At 70.2% G+C, this 15,313-nt stretch carries 13 protein-coding genes; 2 read left to right on the top strand and 11 right to left on the bottom strand.

Annotated features, from left to right (window positions below):
• Positions 1 to 201 precede the first annotated feature (201 nt).
• Positions 202 to 1,449, top strand: coding sequence for a bifunctional glycosyltransferase family 2/GtrA family protein (locus AMYBE_RS0107365; RefSeq protein WP_020658714.1), 1,248 nt, complete (start codon positions 202 to 204; stop codon positions 1,447 to 1,449).
• Positions 1,446 to 3,593 (top strand): ArnT family glycosyltransferase, encoded by a 2,148-nt coding sequence (locus AMYBE_RS0107360; protein ID WP_020658713.1) that lies wholly within the window; start codon positions 1,446 to 1,448, stop codon positions 3,591 to 3,593. Before AMYBE_RS0107365 ends, AMYBE_RS0107360 begins: the two co-directional genes overlap by 4 nt.
• A gap of 52 nt (positions 3,594 to 3,645) precedes the next feature.
• Here the strand turns inward: AMYBE_RS0107360 and AMYBE_RS0107355 are convergent, their stop codons facing one another.
• The 11 genes from AMYBE_RS0107355 to AMYBE_RS0107305 form a co-directional block, all read right to left on the bottom strand.
• Positions 3,646 to 4,410 carry a maleate cis-trans isomerase family protein gene (locus AMYBE_RS0107355; RefSeq protein WP_020658712.1) on the bottom strand — a complete coding sequence of 255 codons (765 nt, stop codon included), beginning with the start codon at positions 4,408 to 4,410 and terminating at the stop codon, positions 3,646 to 3,648.
• Positions 4,407 to 5,453 (bottom strand): 2,5-dihydroxypyridine 5,6-dioxygenase NicX family protein, encoded by a 1,047-nt coding sequence (locus AMYBE_RS0107350; RefSeq protein WP_020658711.1) that lies wholly within the window; start codon positions 5,451 to 5,453, stop codon positions 4,407 to 4,409. The genes AMYBE_RS0107355 and AMYBE_RS0107350 overlap by 4 nt, the downstream gene beginning before the upstream one ends.
• Before the next feature lie 71 nt (positions 5,454 to 5,524).
• Positions 5,525 to 6,370 carry an alpha/beta fold hydrolase gene (locus tag AMYBE_RS0107345; protein ID WP_027927455.1) on the bottom strand — a complete coding sequence of 282 codons (846 nt, stop codon included), beginning with the start codon at positions 6,368 to 6,370 and terminating at the stop codon, positions 5,525 to 5,527.
• A gap of 13 nt (positions 6,371 to 6,383) precedes the next feature.
• Positions 6,384 to 7,046 (bottom strand): isochorismatase family protein, encoded by a 663-nt coding sequence (locus AMYBE_RS0107340; RefSeq protein WP_020658709.1) that lies wholly within the window; start codon positions 7,044 to 7,046, stop codon positions 6,384 to 6,386.
• A complete protein-coding gene (locus AMYBE_RS0107335) occupies positions 7,033 to 7,686 on the bottom strand; it encodes an SRPBCC family protein (protein ID WP_020658708.1) in 654 nt (217 codons plus the stop codon). Before AMYBE_RS0107335 ends, AMYBE_RS0107340 begins: the two co-directional genes overlap by 14 nt.
• Complete coding sequence (locus AMYBE_RS0107330; protein ID WP_020658707.1) at positions 7,683 to 8,195, bottom strand: (2Fe-2S)-binding protein; 513 nt, start codon at positions 8,193 to 8,195, stop codon at positions 7,683 to 7,685. The genes AMYBE_RS0107335 and AMYBE_RS0107330 overlap by 4 nt, the downstream gene beginning before the upstream one ends.
• The gene (locus AMYBE_RS0107325; protein WP_020658706.1) at positions 8,192 to 10,597 is read right to left on the bottom strand and encodes a xanthine dehydrogenase family protein molybdopterin-binding subunit; all 2,406 of its coding nucleotides are present in this window, start codon (positions 10,595 to 10,597) and stop codon (positions 8,192 to 8,194) included. The genes AMYBE_RS0107330 and AMYBE_RS0107325 overlap by 4 nt, the downstream gene beginning before the upstream one ends.
• Positions 10,597 to 11,481, bottom strand: a complete 885-nt coding sequence (locus AMYBE_RS0107320; RefSeq protein WP_020658705.1) for an FAD binding domain-containing protein — start codon at positions 11,479 to 11,481, stop codon at positions 10,597 to 10,599. Before AMYBE_RS0107320 ends, AMYBE_RS0107325 begins: the two co-directional genes overlap by 1 nt.
• Before the next feature lie 28 nt (positions 11,482 to 11,509).
• Complete coding sequence (locus AMYBE_RS0107315; protein ID WP_020658704.1) at positions 11,510 to 12,901, bottom strand: MFS transporter; 1,392 nt, start codon at positions 12,899 to 12,901, stop codon at positions 11,510 to 11,512.
• Between the two features lie 40 nt (positions 12,902 to 12,941).
• Entirely contained in the window at positions 12,942 to 14,210 is a 1,269-nt protein-coding gene (locus AMYBE_RS0107310; protein WP_027927454.1) for an FAD-dependent monooxygenase, read from the bottom strand.
• A gap of 542 nt (positions 14,211 to 14,752) precedes the next feature.
• The gene (locus AMYBE_RS0107305; RefSeq protein WP_084469885.1) at positions 14,753 to 15,262 is read right to left on the bottom strand and encodes a MarR family winged helix-turn-helix transcriptional regulator; all 510 of its coding nucleotides are present in this window, start codon (positions 15,260 to 15,262) and stop codon (positions 14,753 to 14,755) included.
• Positions 15,263 to 15,313: the final 51 nt, after the last annotated feature.

Raw genomic sequence — 15,313 nt, 5'->3', positions numbered from 1 at the left:
ACCCGCTCGCGCGGAACCGGGCCGAGGCTACGCGGCGAAACTGTGCGCCAGCTGTTGATTCTCCCGGCCGGAAAAGATCGGCTTCTCACGATCCTCTCAGGCTAATTCCAGGTCATTCTCACGACCGGCGCTCCACCGTGAGACGCAGATCGGTCACACAGCGTCGTGCACGACCGGAAAGCGCCCGCGAACGGAGGAAGCATGACGGTCGGCGCGACCAGAAAGGCCCCCGCGTCCCCTGGGCCGGGCACCGCGACGGCGACGGTGGACATCGTCATCCCGGTCTACAACGAGGAACGCGCGCTGCCGGGTTGTGTCCGGGTGCTGCGCGAATTCCTGCGCGGCCAGTTCCCGTTCGAGTGGACCATCGTGATCGCCGACAACGCCAGCACCGACCGGACTCTGGAGATCGCCGAGTCGCTCGCCCGCGACGACGAGGCGCTGCAGGTGCGTCACCTGGACCGCAAGGGCCGCGGCCTCGCGCTCCGCGAGACCTGGCGGGCCAGCACCGCCGACGTCGTCGTCTACATGGACGTCGACCTCTCCACCGGCCTCGATGCGCTGCTTCCGCTGGTCGCTCCCCTGGTCAACGGGCATTCGGACCTGGCGATCGGCTCCCGGCTGGCCCCCGGCGCGCGCACCGTGCGCGGACCGAAACGCGAGTTCGTCTCGCGCTGCTACAACAAGATGATCCGGCTGAGCCACGGCGCGCGGTTCTCCGACGCGCAGTGCGGGTTCAAGGCCGCGCGCACCGACGTGCTCCGGGCGCTGCTCGACCACGTGCAGGACGACGCCTGGTTCTTCGACACCGAACTCCTCCTGCTGGCCGAGCACAATGGACTGCGCGTGCACGAGGTGCCGGTGGACTGGGTCGAAGACGCCGACAGCCGGGTCGACGTCGCGAGGACCGCGCTCGACGACATCCGCGGCCTGATCCGGGTCGCCCGGGCCAAAGCAGCGGGCACGGCGAAGGTGCCGAACCTTCCCCGCCGCCCGGCTCCGCGCGCAGCGCATCCGGACGCGGTGCTGAATCCGCCGGACAGCGGCCGGTTCTGGGAAATCCTGTCGTTCGCGGTGATCGGTGTGCTGTCCACTGTCGCGAATCTCGCGCTGTACGGGCTTTTCCGGCTGTGGTGGCCGGTGCTCGCCGCGAACCTGGCCGCACTCGTGCTCACCACGCTGTTCAACACCGAAGCCAACCGGCGCTTCACCTTCGCCGGTGCCGGCACCCCGAGCCGGAAAGCGCATTTGCAGGGATTCGTCGTATTCGGCCTTTATTACGCGTTCACCTCCGCCGCGCTGCTCCTGCTGCACGGACTCGTCGCCGAACCGGGCCGGACGCTGGAGCTCGCGGTGCTGCTGGCCGCGTCGCTGCTCGGCACCGCCGGCCGGTTCGTGCTGCTGCGCACCTGGGTCTTCCGTCACGACAACCGAAAGGACGAAGAATGACAGTCGCCGCCCAAGCCGCGGCACCTGCCGAAACCGATTCCCCGGCGGCTCGCTCGCGATGGCGGCCTTGGGCACTCGTCGCGATCTGCGCGGCCGCCGCCGCGCTTTACGCGTGGCGGATCGGCGGCGGGCAACTGGGCAACAGCTACTACTCGGCGGCTGTGAAGTCGATGACCGGCAGCGTCTCGAATTTCCTTTTCGGCTCGTTCGACCCGTACGGCGTGTTCACTGTGGACAAGCCGCCGATGTCGCTGTGGCCGCAGGTGATCTCGGCGCTCATCTTCGGTTTCCACGGCTGGTCGCTGCTGCTGCCGCAGGTCGTCGAAGGCGTCGCGGCGGTCTTCCTGCTGCACCGCACCGTCCGGCTCTGGGCCGGGGAGAACGCCGCGCTGCTGGCCGCGCTGATCCTCACCCTGACTCCGATCACAGTGGCCATCAACCGGGACAACAACCCGGACACGCTGCTGGTGCTGCTGCTCGTCGCCGCGGCGTACGCGTTCACGCGCTCGGTGCGGGCCGACCCGAGCCGCGCCCGCACCAAGTGGCTGCTGTGGTGTGCGTTCTTCATCGGCTGCGGGTTCGTCACCAAGATGCTGCAGGCATGGATTGTCCTGCCCGGATTCGCGGTGGCGTATTTCGTGGGCACCCCGGCGCCGGTCAGGCGGCGGCTGCTGGACCTGCTCGGCGCGGCCGGGGTGCTGGTGGTGTCGTCGTTCTGGTGGACGGCGCTGCACGACTGGTGGCCGGGCTCGAAGCCGTACATGGGCGGGAGCACCGACGGCACCGCGTGGAACCTGATCTTCGGTTACAACGGCTTCGGCCGGGTGTTCGGCGGCGAGGGCAACTTCGCCGGTGGCGGCGGGTTCCGGGCAGGCGCCGCGCAGCTGCGCGGCGGCCTGGAACTGCCTGCCGGGATGGCTCCGCCGGGCGGAACAGGCGGTCCGGGCGGTACAGGCGGTCCTGCCGGGATGTTCGGCGGCGGGACCGGGATCGGCCGGATGTTCAGCAGTTCGGTCGGCGGTCAGATCTCCTGGCTGCTGCCGCTGGCGCTGCTGGTCCTGGTGGTCGTCGCGGTCCAAGGCGTGCGGGTCGCCGGGCCCGGCGACCCGGCCCAGCGCGCCGGATGGTTCGCCTGGGGCGGCTGGCTGCTGGTGACCGCCCTCGTGTTCAGCTTCGCGCAGGGGATCTGGCATCCCTACTACACCACGATGCTCGCCCCGGCGATCGCGGCGATCTGCGCGGCCGGGCTGGTCCGGTTCTGGCGCGAATACCGGCACGGTTCCGCCTGGCTGCTGCTCCCGGCCGCAGTCGCCCTCACCGCCGGCTGGGCCTTCGTCCTGACGAACCGCGACCCGTCGTGGCACGGCTGGACCCGCTGGGCGGTGCTCGCGGTCGGCATTCTCGCCGTGCTGGCACTGGTGCTGGGCCGTCTCGCTCCGGTCCGGCGGATGGTGCTGCCCCGGGTGTCGCTGGTGCTCGCACTCGTCACGGTGCTGTTCGTGCCTGCCGTGTGGTCGGCCGCGACCGCGGCCACCGGCGAGAACAACGGCGGCATGCCAGCGGCGGGGCCGGGTGGCTTCGGCGGCTTCGGCGGCTTCGGCGGCTTCGGCGGCGGGACGCGAACGGGCGGGCAGCGCGCCTTCCCCGGGATGCCCGATGCCGCCGGATTCCCCGGCGGTGCCGATGCGGGCGGCACCCGCCGAGCGGGCGGGTTCGGCGGATTCGGCAACCGGGACGGCCAGCTGACCGACCTGCAGCGCCGCATCCTGAACTACGCGAAGCAGCACAGCGACGGTGCCGCGATCACCCTGGCGGTCGACGGTTCAGCGATGACGGCGTCCAGCTTCATCCTCGGCTCCGACGACGTCGTGATCGGGATGGGCGGCTTCCTCGGCAGCGACAACTCGCCTTCCGTCGACCAGCTGCAGCAATGGACCGCCGGGGGCAAGCTCAAATTCGTCCTGGGCGGCACCGGCGGGCGCGGCGGGATGCTCGGCATGGGCGGCGGCGCGGCCGAACAACGGCAGCAGTGGATCAAGCAGCACTGCACCGCCGTGGACCCGGCCGCCTACGGCGGGCAAAACGCCACCGAGCCCGCCGGGCCCGGGGGCGGAGCACAGACGCTTTATCAGTGCCACGCCTGACCTCCGGCGCAGGGGCAGGCCAGCCGGCTTGCCCCTGCGCCGGTTCCGCTCGTCAGGCGGGTGCCAGCACCTTCCCGCTGAGCAGGTGCCCCGCGTCCGGAACCACTGGCGGCACCCCCAGTTCCTGCAGGATCCGGAAAGTCGTCGCGGTCGCCGCCGACAGCACCGGGATCCCCACCGCGTCCTGGACCGGCTGGATCGACGGCAGCGACGGCATCTGCACGCACGCCGACAGCACCAGCGCGTCCGCCCGGGACAGGTCCAGTTTCCGGTAGTGCGCCAGCAGATCCGCCGGATCCAGCCGGGCCACCGCCAGGTTGTCCGGCACCTCCAGCGAGAGCGAATCGACCACCTCGACGCCGGCGTCGGTCAGGTAATCGATCACCGCCTGGGTCAGCGGTTTCATATACGGCGTAACGATCGCCACCCGCTTGGCGCCCAGCGCCGAGATGCCGGACAGCAGCGCCCCGGCCGAGGAAACCACCGGCGCTTCGGAGCCTTCAGCACGCAGGGCCGCGGTGATCGAATCCTCGGCGGTGCAGTGATATCCCGGTCCCTGCGCCATGATCGCGACCAGGCAAGCGGTCGCGACCACGCCCGGCCGGGCGTCGGCCAGTTCGGCGGCGGCGCGTTCGGCCTGCGCGTTCATCGCGCGCAGCTGTTCCGGCGTCACGTGCTGCATCCGCGCCCGCGCCGAGTGGAAGACGAACCGGTCCTCCGGGTGCAGCTGCTCGCGGGCGCGCAGCATCCGCGGCAGCTCGGTCTCCATGGTCAGGTTCGAGCTCGGGACGATCATCCCGATGTGGTGGTCGGTCATCGCTTCGCCGCCGGGCGCATTTCCTTGACGGTCAGCTCGCCCGCGTCGACGATCAGCTCGTCGTCGAGGTACAGGCTGTTGCCGCGCATCGGGATGTCGAAGTGGCAGGCGGTGTCGTTCGGGCCGCCGAGTTCGTTGTTCGGGCCGATCGAGAACATCACGTTGCCGTAGAAACTGCGCAGCTCCATGCCCATCCCGCCGGGGAACTGGGTCAGGCCGTGCCAGTGCGCGCGCTCGTCGAGACCCCAGCCGACGTGTGACATGCCGTAGCCGCGCGGGTCGTGGAACGATTCGATGTAGCTGCGCAGCAGGTCCGCGTCGAGGCCGGACGAGCCGGCGCCGCCGCGGATGTCTCGGATGAAGCCCTTTTCGATGGTCAGCTCGACCGGGGTCTGCACGTAGGTGTTGAACGGCAGCAGCACGTCGCCGGGAGCGAGCACGATCTTGCCGTCCACGCCGTCGTCCGAGCCGCCGGTGAAGACGAACGCCGCCGGCCAGTGGTCCCAGCGGCCCGGCTGGTCGGTGTAGCCGTACTCGCTCAGCGTCGGGTACACGCCGAGCTGGTAGGTCACGTCCGTGCCGTGCGGGCTGGTGATCCGCATCGTCTTGGCCTTGGCCAGCAGCTCCGCGCCGATCTCGACGCGCTCGCGCAGCTCCTTCGTCGGCATCAGCCGCGCCAGCAGCTCCGGCGGCTCGACCGCGGTGAGGATCCGGGTGCCAGCCGCCTGGATGGCGAACTGTTCCTCGCTGAACAGCAGGAACGTGCAGTCCACCACCATGTCCGCGGCCTTGAGCGCCTCCACCGCGAGCGGCACCTGGTCCAGTCCGGAATCGCCGACCGCCCACGCGCCGGACGCGCTCGCCGGCGACGGCAGCCGCAGGTGGTAGGTCGCCGCGCCGAGCTGCTGGGCGGCCCAGAGGAACGCGTCCGCGTACTCGGCGCGCTCGGCGCCGCGCGTCAGCACGACGACCGTCTCCCCCTCGTGCACGCCGGAAAAAGTCAACTGGCGCAAGCAGATGTCGTTGAACAGGTTCTGGTCCATGACGACCTCCTTTATCGTCCGAATACGGATTATCCGAGTACGCAAGATCAGCCCGGCGGAAAGAAGCCGGGTCAGCGCGCGGCGATCTCCTTGAGCACGGCCCGCAACGCGGTCAGCGCCCGCGCCGGTTCGTCCCAGAAGATCATGTGCCCGGCGTCCTCGACGGGCAGCAGCGGATGCGCGGAGTTCTCCAGCACCGCCACGTCGTCCGCGGTCACCACCGGGCTGGCCGAGCCGTACAGCAGCACCGCCGGTCCGGGCAGGTTTTCCCACAGCGGAAGGAATTCCTCGGACTCGAAGCCCGCGTGCGTCGCGGCGATCGCAGCCCGGTCGCAGGACGCCAGCCAACGAGCGCGCAGCTCTTGTTCCCGGCGCGGCCATCGCGGCCAGGATGCGGCCACCTCGTCGGCGTCGGTCCCTCGCTGCGCTTGGTCCCATTGGGACTCGAACGCGGCCAGCGGAGTCGGGTACGGCCGCCCAGGACCGCTCATCGGCGGGTCCGCAAGCACCGTTCCGGCCATCCGACCGGACAGCGCGGCTTTGGCGGCGATCCGCGCGCCCATCGAGTGGCCGAGCAGGAGCGGGTCGGACAGGTTCAGCTGGTCGATGACCGCGTCCACATCGGCTGCGCATGCGGCGAGGTCATAGCCGGACCCGCTGTCGGAGAGACCGCGTCCGCGGACGTCCAGGATGAGCGGGCGAACCAGGTCGGTCAGCTCGCGGGCGACGAAGTCCATGGTGATCGCCGGACTGGTGATGCCGGGCAGGATCAGCAGCGGCACGCCGTCAGCGGGGCCGTAGTCGAGCACGTGCAGCCGCAGTTCGCCGGAACGCACCCAGACGCTGGCCGCGGGCACGTCGGCCAGGTCGGCGAGCGCGGCCTGGGCGAGCATCCGGCTGGCAGCAGGAGAAGGCATGCGGGAACTCCTTTCAGCGGGCTTTGGCGAGGAGCCCGACGCCCTCGCTCAGGTCGATGACATCGGCGTACTTGGCCTGCAGGTCGAACAGCGCGGCGGCGTGCGGCCCGGCGGCGCGGTCGCCGCACGCCTCGCGGACGACGAGCGTGTTCAAGCCGGACTGCACTGAGTCGACCGCGGTCGCCCGGACGCAGCCGGACGTGGTCGCGCCGCACACCAGCACGGTGTCCGCGCCGAGTCCGCTGAGGAGCGCGGCGAGGCTCGTGCCGTGGAAGGCGGACGCGCCCTTCTTCACGATCAGGTGGTCCCCGTCGCGCCAGTCCAGCCGCGGGTCGAGGGCGACCTCGGCGCTGCCGTCGCGGAGGCTGCGCATGCCAGGGGCTTTGCGCAGCCAGGCGATCGCGTCGCCGTCCGCTTCGGCGGCTGTGTAGCTGATCGCGGTGTAGACGACTGGTGCACCGCTCTCGTGCGCCGCGCGGACCAATGCGGACGCCGCCGCCACCTCAGCGGAGAGATCGGCCCCGGAGGGGAATTCCGGCTCGGTGAAGCCACGGGTCAGATCCACGACGACCAGCACCGGAGCAGTTCCGCGCGGCACCGCCGCACCGAAGCCCGCGCGCGCGTAGGTGCGGTCGGTCTCGGCGCCGTGCAGCCCGTTCGGTTCAGGCGCGATCACGAAGCAGCTCCTTGATCAGTTTGTTCTGGGACCGGATCCGGCCCAGCAGCCAGCCCTGGAACAGGCCGAGCGCGCCGGCGGCGGCGATGGCGGCGTACCGCTTCGCGTTCGGCGGAAGCAGCATCGCCAGGCCGTCCAGCGAATCCGAGGCCGGGGCGGGGGCCGGGGCCGGTGGGGCCGCGACCGACGCACTGCCGCCGTTTTCCAGCAGCGCGCCGAGGTTCTGTGCGAACTGCTGCAGGATCCGGTTCGACACGGTGCTGATCGCGCCCTTGCCGAACTGTGCGATCTTGCCCCGCACCACCAGATCGGTGTGCAGGCTCAGCGAAGAACCCTGCGGCCCGGGCACCAGGGTCAGCGTGACGTCGGCCTCCGCGTCTCCGTTGCCGTGGCTGTCCGCGCCCCGTGCCGACAGCCGCAGCCGCCGCTCGCCCGCAGCGATTTCGGTGAACCGCACCTTGCCCGCGTACGCGGCGCTGACCGGCCCGACCTTGAACTTGACCTTGCCGAGGTAGGACTCGCCGTCCCGGCCCTCCAGCACCGCGCCGGGCAGGCAGCCCGCGACCCGCTCGACGTCGTTGAGCAGGGCGAACACCGTGTCCGGGTCGCCGGGCAGGTCCAGCTTGTTCTCGAGGATCACCGAACGGCCTCCTGGTTGGCGACTCCGCACACCGCGCCGCACCGGCGGGCGGCGGTGGCTTCGATCGCGTCGACAATGGTCTGGTAGCCGGTGCACCGGCAGAGATTCGAGGACACCGCCTCCCGGATCTCCTCCCGCGACGGGGACGGTTCCTGCGCGAGGAAACCTTCCGCCAGCATCAGGAAACCCGGGGTGCAGAACCCGCACTGCAGGCCGTGGTGCTCGGAGAACGCCTGCTGCAGATCGTTCGGCTCCTCCGGGGTGCCGAGATCTTCGACGGTGCGGATCGCACAGTCTTCGGCCTGCACCGCGTACATCAGGCAGGCCCGTACCGGTTCGCCGTCGACCAGGATCGTGCACGCCCCGCACACGCCGTGTTCGCAGCCGGCGTGCGTGCCGGTGAGTCCCACCTCGTGCCGCAGCACGTCCAGCAGCGTCCAGCGCGGTTCGACGAGCAGTTCGTGTTCCTCGCCGTTGACGGTCAAGACGATCAGCTGTTTGTCGGTCATGCGCCAGTACCCGCTTTCTCCCGGTCGGCCAAGCCAGCCCCCGTCAGCGCGGCGAGGACGGATTCCGGGTGGACCGGGGTCTGTTCGAGCTGGACCCCGGTGTGCCAGAGAAGGTCGTTGACCGCGTTCAGCACCGCGGCGGGCGCGCCGATGGTGCCGCCCTCGCCGGCCCCCTTCGCGCCGCTTTCGGTGAAGGCGCACGGGGTTTCGAGATGGTCCACCGTGATGTCGGGGATCTCCGCCGCGGTCGGGACGAGGTAGTCGATGAAGCTCGCGGCAGAGGGTTCGCCGTTCTCCGCGTAAGTGACTTCCTCGAACAACGCGCCGGCGATGCCTTGCGCGATGCCGCCGCGCGCCTGGCCGTCGACCACCTTCGGGTTGATCACCACGCCGCAGTCCTCGACGCACGCGTAGCGAAGAATCTTCACCTGACCGGTGCCCGGATCGGCTTCGACCACGACCGCGTGAGTCGCGTTCGAGAACGTGCCGTCGCCCGGGACGTCGAACGACGCGGTCGCGGTGAGCGTCGGCTCGGCTTCCTTGGGCAGCAGGTGGCTGCGCAAGTACGCGACATCGGCGATCTCTTCGAAGGACAGCCGCTTGCCGGGGTCGTCCAGCTGGAGGACGCCGCCGTTTCCGTCCAGTTCGACGTTCTCGGCGTGGGTGTCCAGCAGATGCGCGGCGATGACGCACAGCTGCTCCCCCAGCCGGGTCGCCGCGGTGGCGACCGCCGAACCGCCGATCGTCACCGATCGCGAGGCGAAAGTGCCCCAGCCGTAAGCGATCCGCTCGGTGTCGCCCTGGCGCAGCTTGACCTTCGCCAGGTCGACGCCGAGCCGTTCGGCGACGATCTGCGCGAACGTGGTCTCGTGCGACTGGCCGTGGTTGACGGTGCCGCTGGTGACCACGACCGACCCGGTGAGGTCCATCCGGATCTCCGACACGTCGAACCCGGGGACCACGGTCATCTTGCGTTTCGCGAACGCCTCGGAGCCATAGCCGGTGCGCTCGGAGAAGCAGCTGTAGCCGATGCCGAGGCGCGGGTTCTTCTCGCGCCGGTCGTACCAGCCTTCGTCGCGGAGGATCCGCTCGGCCAGCTCCAGAGATTCCAGATAGCTGCCCGGGTCGTAGGTGACCTGGTTGACGCCCCGGTACGGGAATTCGGTGATCACGTTGCGCCGCCGGATCTCCACCGGGTCCAGGCCGAGCCGGCGCGCGGCCAGGTCCATCACCCGTTCCATCACCATCACGTACTGCGGGCGGCTGACTCCGCGGTACGGCGCGGTCGGCGCCTTGTTGCTGGTGATCGCCCGTGCGCGCACGCGATAAGCCGGGACCCGGTACACCGACGGCATTTCCGCCGCGGCCATCAGCGGCTCGATGCCGACGGTGAACGGGTAGCAGGAGTACGCGCCCATGTCGCAGACGATGTCCGACTCCAGCGCGGTCAGCTCGCCTTCGGCGGTGAACGCGGCACGCGTGCGGTATCGCTGCTCCCGGGCGAGAAAGCCGGACGCGAGCGCTTCGCTGCGGTCCTCGATCCACTTAACCGGCCGCCGCAGCCGTTTCGCCGCCGCCGCGACGGCGATCTCTTCCCGCCCCACCACGCATTTCTGCCCGAAGCCGCCGCCCATGTCCGGCACCACCACCCGCACCGACCGCTCCGGCACCCGCAGCGAACGGGCCAGCACGGTGCGGACCTGGTGCGGGACCTGGCTGCAGGTCTGGACGAGCAGCTGTTCGTCCCGGTCGTCCCAAGACGCGACTACCCCGCGAGTCTCCAGCGGCAAGGCGTTCTGCCGGCCGCTGCGGGTGACGAGTTCGATCACGCATCCCGCCTCGCCGAACGCTTCGTCCACGCCCGGGGTGTCGAACGACGTCACGTCGAGCAGAACGTTGCTCGATGCCTCCTCGTGCACCAGCGGAGCGGCTTCGGCGAGCGCGGTGTCCTCGTCCACCACCGCGTCCAGGACGTCGTAGCTGACCTGCGCGGCTTCGATGCCGTCTTCGACCGTGTACGGATCCTTCGCGATCACCAGCGCGACCGGTTCGCCGACGAACCGGACCTTGCCCCGGGCGAGGATCGGCATCGTGGTCGGCGTGAACTCCTCCGGCGGCCGGTCCAGCAGTGCGACCATGTCGCCGAGCTGGAGGTCTTCCGCCGAGTACGCGGCGACGACGCCGGGCACCTCGCGGGTCGCGGCCAAGTCCAGCCCGGTGATCTTGCCGTGCGCGACAGTCGCCCGCACGAACCCGGCGTGCAGCATTCCGGTCAGGTGGATGTCGTCGACGAACCTGCCGCGTCCGGTGACCAGGCGCGGGTCTTCGCGCCGCCGCACCGGCGCGCCGATCCAGCGGCCGCCGCGGCCGTCGAACCGGGGTTCCTCGGGTGAGCTGGCCATCAGCGTTCTCCCCTTTCCCACGCCTGGCTGAGACTTCGCGCGACCAAGGTCCTGGTCAGCGCCCGGCGGTAGTCCGCGCTGCCCTGCGCGTCGCTGCGCGGATCGATCGCTTCCGCAGCCGCTTCGCCGCACGCGGCGAACAACTCCGGACCCGGCGCGCCGTCCGCCAGCACTGCCTCCGCTTCCGGGACCCGCAGCGGGGCCGGGGCCACTCCGCCGAGCACCACGCGTCCGCCGCGCAGCGAACCGTCCGGCTCCGGCTCCACCGTCACCGCCGCCGCGACCGTGGCGAAATCCCCGGCGCGACGGGAAAACTCGGTGAGGGCAGCCAGCGGCGCGGGCCTGGTGAACCGGATCTCGGTGACGACCTCGTCCGCCTCCACCGCGGTCGCGTAGAAGCCGTAGAACATCTCCCCCGCCGGGATCTCCCGGCGCCCGTCCGGGCCTTCCGCGACGATCACCGCGTCCAGCAGCAGCGCCAGCATGCACCACTCCGCGGTGGCGTCGCCGTGCACGATGCTGCCTCCGACCGTCCCGCGCGAGCGGATCGGCAGATGCCCGACGTACCGCATCGCCTCGGCCAGCACCGCGAAGCCCGGGCCGAGCTCGCCAGCGGCGAGCTCGACCCGGCGGTGGGTCACCATCGCGCCGATGCGCAGTTCCTCGCCGCGCTGCTCGATCCCGGCCAGGCCGGGCAGTTCCCGCAGCCGTCCGAGGTCGACCAGGTCGCTCGGCCGGGCGAGCCGGAAGCTCATCATCGGCATCAGGCTCTGCCCGCCCGCGATCGCCTTCGGCTCCCGGCCTCGCCCGGCGAGATCGGACAGCAGGCCGACCGCGTCGGCGACGTCGTGCGCCCGGTGGTAGGCGAACGCGGCGGGCTTCATACGGGATTCCTTTCCGGTACGGCGAAACTCAAACGGCGTCCAATTCGGACGGTTGCGGAGCCGGCGCGGCGTCGTCGATCCGGTCCAGTTCCCGGCCCCGGGTCTCGGGGGCGCAGAACATCATGAACACCACGGCCCCGACCACGAGCAGGCCGAGCAGCGTGAAGGTCAGCGGCAGGCCGAGCACTGGCCAGAGCACGCTGCCGAACAGCAGCGGGGCGAACCCGGTGACCGCCCGGCCGGACGACGAAGCCCAGCCGAACCCGGAAGCGCGCAGCTCGGTCGGGTACAGCTCGGAAACGAACGCGTACATCACCGGGATGACGATCAGCGAGAACAGGCCGAACGCGCCGATCGCGGCCACCGCCGCCCCGGCCGAACCGAGCACCAGCGAGAAAATCACCAGGGTGAGCGCGGCGAGCGGCCCGGCCGCGGCGATCACCCGCTTGCGGCCGATCCGGTCCACGAGCAGTACCGCCACCACGACGCCGACGATACCGAGCGCGTTCATCAGCGTGGTCGACGCGAACGCGGCGATCTCCCCGAAGCCCCGCGCCCTCAGGATCGACGGCATCCAGCTCAGCGCGGCGTAGTACACCAGCATCACGGTGATGAACAGCGCCCAGGCGACCCCGGTGACCTTCGGGTTGTACGCCCACACGCGGCGCAGCTGGTCGGCCGCGGCGAGCAGGCCGCCAGCGCGCTTGTCCTCTTTGACCGCCGGCGGGATCCGGTACTGCTCCTTCGGCGCACCAGTACGGGCGACCAGGTCGTCGATCACCAGCCGGGCTTCCGCTTCGCGGCCCTTGCGCACCAGGTACAACGGCGATTCCGGCACCCCTCGCCGTGCCCAGAACAGCAGCACCGCGGGCAGGATCATCAGCACCAGCATCCAGCGCCAGTTCCCGTGCACCGGCACCAGCAGCGTCGCCGACACCCCGGCCAGCGTCGTGCCGACCGGCCACCAACCGTCCATTGCGGACAGTACCCGGCCGCGTTGCTTGCGCGGCGAGAACTCGCTGACGATCGCGTAGTCCACCGGGATACAGCCGCCGAGCCCGACGCCGGCGAGGAACCGCAGCAGCAGGAACACCTCCAGGTTCGGCGAAAGCGCGGCGAACACCGAGAAGAACGCGAACAACAGCAAGGTGATGCTGAACGCCCGCTTCCGCCCGATCCGGTCGGCGACCGTCCCCCAGACGACCGCACCGACCGCCATGCCGATCAGGTTGGCGGTCGCGACAAACCCCCGCTGGGTGGCGGACAAGCCGAATTCCGTGCCCACCAACGGGGTGAGGAATCCGTTAAGCGCCACATCCCATGCGTCGAACATGTAGCCGAGCCCGCCGATGAGGAAGATCTTGCCTTGGACGCTCCAGCGCCAAGGCAAGTCTTGGACCACCTGGTCTCCGGTACGCATAGCCGTGCTCCTTCTGCGAAGTCTGCGTGTGCCGTGCTTGTTATCGGGCGAACTGGTAGTGGATGGATTCGTTGTCCGGGTCGATGAGCGGGGTGCCGTTCCACAGCCAGTCGTAGGAAACGTCGGACTCGCCGTCGAAGCGGCGCAGCTTTTCGTCGCGCTCGCGCTGTTCCGGGCCGTCCGGCAGGTGGTAGAAGCTCATGTTCCGCAGGGACGCGTCCTGCACCATCCCGGCGTGCTTGGCGCGGCGGTGCACGTAGCGGGCCAGCGCGCCGTCGATGCCGTCCCGGGCGACCTGGCCCAGCTCTTCGGCGAGCACGGCGCCGTCCTCCATCGCCTGCGACGCACCCTGCGCCTGGTACGGAAGCATTGCGTGGCAAGCATCCCCGAGGAGCGCGACCCGCCCGTCGACCCAGACCGGGTCGCGGCGGCGGCGGTACATCGCCCACACCGAGACGTCGTCCTTCGCCTTGGCCAGCATCGCCGGAACGCGGTCGTCCCAGTCGGAGTACTCGGCAGCGAGCTGCTCGGCGCTCGCCGGCGCGCTCCAGTCCTTCTCGACGGTCTCCGTGCACGGCACGATCGCTACGACGTTCAGGTACTCGCCGCCGCGGATCATGTAGTGCACCAAGTGTTTGTCCGGGCCGTACCAGATTGTCGAGTGGTAACGGTCGACGAGGAACCGGGTGGCCGGGTCGGCGGCGATCAAGTCGCCCGGGATCAGCGCACGGTAAGCCATTTCGCCGGAGAAAGCCAGCGTGTCGTCGAAGCCGGCCAGATCGCGGACCGCGGACCGGATCCCGTCCGCGCCGACGACGAGATCGCCTTCGAACCGCCGCCCGTCCGCGGTGATCACCGCGGGCCGATCCGGATTCCGCCGGTCCAGGTCGACCACCTTCGCACCGGTCGCGACCTCGACGACCGGACCCGCGCCGTCCGGGTCGAGGCACGCGTTCAGCAGCACCGAGTGCAGGTCCGCACGGTGGTAGTGCCAGTAGGGAGCGCCGTACTGCTCGACCACCCGCTGCCCGAGCGGCAGCTGCGCGATAATGCTGCCGTCCGCCCACCGCCTGCGCACCTGGTCCTGCGGCTCGCACCGGACCTTCTGCAGTTCGCCGCGCAACCCGAGCCCGATCAGGATCCGGCTGGCGTTCGGCGCGGTCTGGATCCCGGCCCCGATCTCCCCCAGCTGCGGCGCGGCTTCCACCACGGTGACCCGCAGGCCGCGCTGGCGCAGCGACAACGCCGCGCACAGCCCGCCAAGGCCGCCCCCGGCGACCACTACCTCGAAGGATTGACTCGCTGCCACTTCCAGACCTCCTGCCGTGTTCGCCTCCGGCCGGGCGGCACCCGGACGAGTTAATCCGAACACGGATTATCCGAACACGCAATGGTTGGTCGGCAAGTCACGAGGAATTAACGTGACGCGGCAGAGAGCGACCCTGGTTCGAGGCTGGGCCGTGCCTGGGCCATGCCTGGGCTCGGCTGCTCTAGCGCGGCCCCGGTTCAAGTCCGTGAAGGGCCCCTTGAGGGAATCTGATTCCCTCAAGGAGCCCCTGACGGACTTAGATTCCGCGAACGGACCCATCGATCGGCCCAGATTCCGCGAACGGACCCCTGACCGACCCGGATTCCGTGAAGCGATGCGGCGCGGGAGCGAGCGACACTAGGCCAACTCGCGCGCTCGCCCCTCTCGCACGCTCCAGTCAAGTCCGTGAAGGACCCCTTGAGGGACTTCAAGTCCCTCAAAGAGCCCCTGACGGACTTCAAGTCCCGCAAGGGGCTCCTCACGGACGCAGCGCATGCGTGCGGCCGGACGCCCGGTCACGAGGCACCGGCGGGAGCCTGCCGTCAGATCTCCTCCCGTTCGGCGACCGCTTCCCAGAGTGCCCCGAGGTCGTTCAGCAGTTCCGCGATCTCCGCCCGCTTCTCCTCCGGGCAGTCCGCCAGCAGCGCCCGGTCCAGTTTCCGCGTCCGGCGGGTCACCTCGCGGAATGCCGCCTGCCCGTCGTCGGTGAGCGTCAGGACTTTCGCTCGCGCGTCGTGCGGTGCCGGGCCGCGCGCGATCAGCCCGCGGCTTTCCAGTCGGCGGCAGACGTCCGCCATCGTCGACGTGTCCAGTGCGACCGCGCTCGCCAGCGCAGTCTGGTCGTATCCCGGATAGGCCCGCACCGCCGACAGCACCGCGAATTGCGGCCCGGTGAGCACGGGGTCGACATGCCGGTTCCACGCCGCCAGATACGCCTGGTAAAGCCGGCGAGCCCCATATCCTGGCGCGGCCGAAAGATCGGCCGGCGCCTCCAGGTTGACTCGGCGCCCGGCCCGCGCACCCTTCGATGACCCGCCCACTGCTGTCGACATCCCCCGACCCTAACTGCGCACCCGCGCCCTGGCAGGCAATCCACCCGGCCA

Source organism: Amycolatopsis benzoatilytica AK 16/65 (genome assembly GCF_000383915.1).
GTDB lineage: Bacteria > Actinomycetota > Actinomycetes > Mycobacteriales > Pseudonocardiaceae > Amycolatopsis > Amycolatopsis benzoatilytica.
The sequence above is the reverse complement of the archived record's forward strand: the minus strand, read 5'-3'. Positions and strand labels throughout refer to the sequence as shown.

What these genes read in the sequence shown, in the direction of transcription:
- AMYBE_RS0107365 (WP_020658714.1), top strand. Translation starts at nt 202, where the DNA reads ATGACGGTCGGCGCGACCAGAAAGGCCCCCGCGTCCCCTGGGCCGGGC.
- AMYBE_RS0107360 (WP_020658713.1), top strand. Translation starts at nt 1,446, where the DNA reads ATGACAGTCGCCGCCCAAGCCGCGGCACCTGCCGAAACCGATTCCCCG.
- AMYBE_RS0107355 (WP_020658712.1), bottom strand. Translation starts at nt 4,410, where the DNA reads ATGACCGACCACCACATCGGGATGATCGTCCCGAGCTCGAACCTGACC.
- AMYBE_RS0107350 (WP_020658711.1), bottom strand. Translation starts at nt 5,453, where the DNA reads ATGGACCAGAACCTGTTCAACGACATCTGCTTGCGCCAGTTGACTTTT.
- AMYBE_RS0107345 (WP_027927455.1), bottom strand. Translation starts at nt 6,370, where the DNA reads ATGCCTTCTCCTGCTGCCAGCCGGATGCTCGCCCAGGCCGCGCTCGCC.
- AMYBE_RS0107330 (WP_020658707.1), bottom strand. Translation starts at nt 8,195, where the DNA reads ATGACCGACAAACAGCTGATCGTCTTGACCGTCAACGGCGAGGAACAC.
- AMYBE_RS0107325 (WP_020658706.1), bottom strand. Translation starts at nt 10,597, where the DNA reads ATGGCCAGCTCACCCGAGGAACCCCGGTTCGACGGCCGCGGCGGCCGC.
- AMYBE_RS0107320 (WP_020658705.1), bottom strand. Translation starts at nt 11,481, where the DNA reads ATGAAGCCCGCCGCGTTCGCCTACCACCGGGCGCACGACGTCGCCGAC.
- AMYBE_RS0107315 (WP_020658704.1), bottom strand. Translation starts at nt 12,901, where the DNA reads ATGCGTACCGGAGACCAGGTGGTCCAAGACTTGCCTTGGCGCTGGAGC.
- AMYBE_RS0107305 (WP_084469885.1), bottom strand. Translation starts at nt 15,262, where the DNA reads ATGTCGACAGCAGTGGGCGGGTCATCGAAGGGTGCGCGGGCCGGGCGC.